The 5497-nt window shown below is 72.3% G+C and carries 2 protein-coding genes; both read left to right on the forward strand.

The annotated features are described in order from the left end of the window. The coding region (locus ACWFRJ_RS44485) for a beta-ketoacyl reductase (RefSeq protein ID WP_453544803.1) at window positions 1–732 on the forward strand (732 nt) is incomplete at its 5' end. Window positions 733–819: 87 nt separating this feature from the next. Next, a partial coding sequence (locus tag ACWFRJ_RS44490; protein WP_453544805.1) for a beta-ketoacyl synthase N-terminal-like domain-containing protein occupies window positions 820–5497 on the forward strand: 4678 nt, incomplete at its 3' end.

Below are 5497 nucleotides of genomic sequence, written 5' to 3' on the forward strand. Positions count from 1 at the left end.
TGGGAGGAGCGGAGTGTGATGACGGGGGGTTTGGAGCGGGCGGATCTGGCGCGGATGCGTCGGATGGGTGTGCTGCCGATGTCCAACGAGGACGGGCTACGACTCTTCGACGCCGCCGAACGGTCGGCAGACAGCCTGGTCGTGGCCGCCCGCCTCGACCCGCAGACCTTGGCCGAGGGCGGTGCCGCCCAGCCCATGCTGCGGGACCACGCACGCACATCGGGCCCTCTGCGTCGCCGCACCGTTGCCTCCGTCGAGGAACGTCGGCAGTCGGACGGACCTTCGCTGCCCGCGCGACTCGAGGGACTGGGCGACGCGAAACGGAACCAGCTGGTGCTGCGCACGGTGCGGGAGCACGCGGCGACCGTGCTGGGGCACGAATCGGCCACCGCGATCCCCACCGAACGGGGATTCCTGGACCTCGGCCTCGACTCGCTCACCGCCGTCGAACTGCGCAACCGGCTCAGGACCGAGACCGGCCTGCCCCTGCCCGCCACCCTGGTCTTCGACTATCCCGACGCCACTCGTCTCGCTCGGTACCTCGCGGAAGCGCTGGCACCGGACCAGAGCGGCGACGCACCGGCGGACGCCGTACCGGATCGAAGGACGGACGCCGCCCGCGCTGCGGCAACCGTCTCCGAGGCCGGAGCCGATGAGGTGTCCGGCCACCTGGAGTCGGCCGACGCCGATGAGCTCTTCGACTTCATCGACCGGGAATTCGGTTCGAACTGACCGCCACCGGCACACGTCCCCGCCCCGGCGGCCTGTTCGTGCGCCGTACGCCCCTCTGATACCGCAGCAAGAGCATGTGAGGCCCTGATGCCGGAAGACGAAAAGCTGCTCGGCTACCTGCGCCGGGTGACCGCCGATCTGCACCACACCCGGGAACGGATGCGCGAGATCGAGGCCGCGGCCCACGAACCGATCGCTGTCGTCGGCATGGCCTGCCGCTTCCCCGGCGGCGTCACTACCCCCGAGGAGCTCTGGCATCTCGTCCGGGACGGCGCCGACGCCATCACCCCGTTTCCCGGCGACCGGGGCTGGGACACCGAGGCCCTCTATGACGCCGACCCGGACGTGCCCGGACGCACCTACGTCCGAGAGGGCGGGTTCCTGCACGACGCGGGCGACTTCGACGCCGACTTCTTCGGGATCTCGCCGCGTGAGGCCGACGCGATGGATCCCCAGCAGCGCCTGCTCCTCGAAGCGTCGTGGGAAGCCGTCGAACGGGCAGGCATCGCCCCCGCCTCCCTGAAGGGCCGTACCGCAGGCGTGTTCGTCGGCGCCGTCGCGCTCGACTACGGGCCGCGCCTGGACGTCGCCGGCGGCCTCGAAGGTCACCTGATGACCGGCACCACCACCAGCGTCGTCTCCGGCCGCATCGCCTACACGCTCGGGCTCCATGGGCCGGCCGTCACCGTGGACACGGCCTGTTCGTCCTCGCTGGTCGCCTTGCACCTGGCCGTGCGCTCGCTCCGCCAGGGCGAGTGCGACCTCGCCCTCACCGGCGGCGTCACCGTCATGCCCACCCTGGGCACTTTCATGGGGTTCAGCCGTCAGCGCGGCCTGGCCGCCGACGGCCGGTGCAAGCCCTTCTCCGCCGCCGCCGACGGTTTCGGCCCGGCGGAGGGCGCCGGCATGATCTGCCTCGAACGGCTCTCCGACGCCAGGCGCAACGGACACCGCGTCCTCGCCGTCGTCCGCGGCACGGCCGTCAACCAGGACGGCGCCAGCAGCGGGCTCTCCTCTCCCAACGGGCCGGCGCAACAACAGGTCATCCGGGCGGCGTTGGCGGACGCGGGTCTGGACGCGTCGGACGTGGACGTGGTGGAGGCGCACGGTACGGGTACGCAGCTGGGTGACCCGATCGAGGCCGGGGCGTTGCTGGCCACGTACGGGCAGGGTCGTGATGCCGAGCGGCCGTTGTGGCTGGGGTCGGTGAAGTCGAACATCGGGCACACCCAGGCCGCCGCCGGCGCCGCGGGCATCCTGAAGACCGTACTGGCCCTGCGCAACCAGGAGTTGCCGCGCACCCTGCACGCCGACGAGCCGTCACCGCATGTCGACTGGTCCGCCGGTACCCTGCGCCTCCTCACTCGATCCGTCCCCTGGCCCCGGGGCGAACGGCCGCGCCGCGCCGGAGTGTCGTCGTTCGGCGTCAGTGGCACCAACGCCCACGTCATCCTCGAAGAAGCCCCGGCCGTCGAAGAGACACAGGCCGATGAAGAGACTCGAGCCGACGAGGCGGCGGTCGTGGAGACTGCCCGGACACTTCCGTCGGTGCCCTGGGTCCTCTCGGCCAAGTCCGCCGCAGCGCTGCGCAACCAGGCCGGGCGGCTCGCCGCCCACACCGAACTGCACCCCGGCCAGTCACCCGTCGACATGGGCCTCACTCTGGCCACCGCCCGCACCGCCTTCGACCACCGGGCCGTGCTCCTCACCCAGGAACGTGCCGACGGCGCCCGCCTGTTGAGGCAGTACGCCTCGGGCGAAGAACCCGTCGAACTCGTCTCCGGCACAGTCCACGACGGCATCGGCCCCGTCTTCGTCTTCCCGGGGCAGGGCTCGCAGTGGACCGGCATGGCGGTGGAACTGCTCGACGACTCACCGGTGTTCGCCCAACGGATGGACGAGTGCGCCGCAGCGCTCGCGCCCCATCTCGACGTTCCCCTGCTGCAAGCACTGCGGGACGAAGCGGCGTTGGAGCGGGTGGAGGTCGTCCAGCCCGCGCTGTGGGCCGTGATGGTGTCGCTGGCCGCGGTGTGGGAGTCCTATGGCGTCCGTCCGGCCGCGATCGTGGGTCATTCGCAGGGCGAGATCGCCGCCGCCGTGGTGGCGGGCGCGCTGACCCTGGAGGACGGGGCGCGGGTCGTCGCCCTGCGCAGCCGGGCACTGACGGCGCTCGCCGGACGCGGCGGCGGCATGGCCTCGGTCACGGCACCGGCGGACGACGTACGCCGCGTCGTCGACTCCCACCGAGGCGCCCTGTCCGTCGCCGCGGTCAACGGACCCGCGCACATCGTGGTCTCCGGCGACGCCGACGCGCTGGACGAACTGGTCGCCGCATACGACGCCGACGGCGTGCGGGCCCGCCGCATCCCGGTCGACTACGCCTCCCACTCGGCACACGTGGAAGAGATCCGGGCCGGCGTCGAGAAGGCCGCGTCCGGCGTGTCCCCACGCCCCTCCGACGTGCCGTTCTACTCCACGGTGACCGCCGAGAAGGCCGACACGACCACGCTGGACGCCGGCTACTGGTACCGCAATCTCCGCTCCCTCGTGCGCTTCGAGGACACCGTGCGCGTCCTGCTCGAAGCGGGATTCCGTCACTTCGTCGAAATCAGCCCCCACCCGGTGCTCACCCCCGGCGTGGAGCGGACCGCCGAGGACCACGGCAGCGAGGTATCGGTCGTCGGGACGCTGCGCCGCGACGACGCCGGCGAACCCCGGCTGCTCAGGTCCCTCGCCGAGGCCCACGTCGCCGGGACACCGGTTGACTGGGCCCGCGTGTTCGACGCGACCGGCGCGCACCGCGTCGACCTGCCGACGTACGCCTTCCAGCGGCGCCGCCACTGGCTCGACTCCGCCACGCCCGTCGCCGCCGACGCCATCGGCACCGGCATGGAACCCGTCGGGCATCCGCTGCTCGACGCAGGCGTGCCCCTGCCCGACTGCGACGGTCACCTGTTCACCGGCCGCTGGTCACTGCGCACCCACCCGTGGCTCGCCGACCACACGGTCGCGGACCGGGCGATCGTCCCGGGCACCGCCCTCGTCGAGACCGTGCTGCGTGCGGGCGATGCCGTCGGCTGTGACCGGCTCGAAGAACTCAGCATCGAAACCCCGATCGTGCTGCCCGCGGACGGTGGCCCCCTGAGCGTCCAGATCACGGTGGGCGGTCCCGAGGACGCCGACGGCCGCCGGGCCGTCGGCGTGTACGTCTGCGACACCGAGGGCGTCTGGGCACGGCACGCCCGCGCCACCCTCGCAGCCGCCGGCGACCACCCCGAACCCGCCGGACTCGACGCCTGGCCCCCCGCCGACGGCGCCCGACAGGTCGACACGAGTGAGTTGTACGAGCGACTCGCCACCGCCGGACTGACCTACGGGCCCGCCTTCCGTGGCCTCACAACTGTCTGGATCCAAGGCGACGAGACCTACGCCGAGGTCGCCCTGCCCGACGAGGCGCGTCAGTCCGCCGACGGTTTCGGTCTGCACCCGGCGCTGCTGGACGCAGCCCTGCACGCCTGGTCGGCCCGCACGGACGATCTCACCTCCGTCGGACTGCCGTTCCTGTGGACCGGCGTGTCCCTGTACGCCACCGGCGCCTCGCGCCTGCGCGTACGCCTGACGCCGATCACCGGCGGTGGAATGTCGCTACTCGTGACCGACCACAGCGGTCGGCCGGTGGCATCGGCCGAGGCCCTGGTGACCCGGCCTGTGCACGACGCCGGCGCGACGACCGGCGATGGGTTGGGCGGTAAGGCCGGTGGGGGCACGCTGCACCGCGTGAACTGGACCCCCGTACCGGTACCGGCCGCTGACGCGCAGCTCGCCGCAACTGCCCCGGTCCTCGCGCTCGTCGGCCCGGACGACCTCGGTCCCGGGCTCGACGGGATCGTGTCACGCCACGACGATCTGACCACCCTCGCCGAGCAACTGGCCGACAACCGGTGTCCGACGCCGGCGTACGTGCTGACGGGCATCGCCCAGGACGACCCGACGGTCCATTCCGAAGCCGAGGGGGACACGGCCCAGGAGGCCCTGGGCGCCGCCGGCCGCGCGCTGGCCCTCGTGCAGTCCTGGCTTGCCGACGAGGCGTTGGCCCGCACCGGGGCCAAGCTGGTGCTGGTCACTCGGGGAGCCGTGGCCGCCGGGGCGGGCGAGGGCGTGCCGGGCCTGGCCGCCACGCCCGTATGGGGTCTGGTGCGATCCGCGCAGGCGGAACACCCCGGCCGATTCGTCCTGGCCGACCTCGACCACGACCCGGCCTCGCTCGCCGCCCTGCCCTCCGCCCTTGGCACCGGTGAACCCCAACTTGCCCTCCGGCGAGGCGAGATCTCCGTCCCGCAGCTTGGCGCGGTGCCGGATGATCTGGAGCTTCCCGACGGAGCGTGGCAGCTGCGGACCACCCCGGGAGCCGCCCTCGACGGGCTCACCCCGGTGCCGTCGACGGCGGCGACCCGGCCGCTCGGCGAACGCGACGTACGGATCGAGATCCGAGCAGCGGGCATCAACTTCCGTGACGCGCTCATCTCATTGGGCACGTATCCGGACGCGGAGAACGCGCGGATGGGCAGCGAGGGCGCCGGCGTGGTTACTGAGATCGGCTCCGGTGTGACGAATGTGGCCGTCGGTGACCGCGTCATGGGGCTGGGCGGCGAGTGGTTCGGCTCGTTCACCGTGGTGGATGAGCGGGTGGTGGTGGGGGTTCCGGTGGGGTGGTCGTTTGTTGAGGCTGCTTCGGTGCCGGTGGCGTTTGTGACGGCGTTTTATG

The sequence above is a fragment of the Streptomyces sp. NPDC055239 genome, from assembly GCF_053606205.1.